The organism is Gemella haemolysans, assembly GCF_001553035.1.
In the GTDB taxonomy this organism is placed as follows: Bacteria; Bacillota; Bacilli; order Staphylococcales; family Gemellaceae; genus Gemella; species Gemella haemolysans_B.
Genome location: NZ_KQ959995.1, coordinates 1143 through 1366 on the forward strand (window position 1 = coordinate 1143; position 224 = coordinate 1366).

A 224-nucleotide genomic window follows, 5' to 3' on the forward strand; every position below is an offset into this window, starting at 1 on the left:
TAGAAGAACTTAATAAGCTTTTAATTAGTTCGTAGTATTTATCTAGTTTGGATGTATTGTTTTTCGTCTTCTTTTTTTCGAAACCATTAAGATATTTATAGTTCTCCTATCTGCTTTATACTTTCTAGATAAGGAAGCTATATTTATTTTTAAATTATTATCGTCCATAAATTTCTTATACTCCTGTAAATCTTCTAATGAATCCAACTTAATTTCAGTTGGTG

General features: G+C 25.9%; 1 pseudogene. It reads right to left on the reverse strand.

Annotation, left to right across the window (positions count from 1 at the left end):
• Positions 1 to 42: 42 nt before the first annotated feature.
• A pseudogene (locus tag HMPREF3186_RS09470) lies at positions 43 to 224 on the reverse strand (IS21 family transposase); the annotation flags it as partial.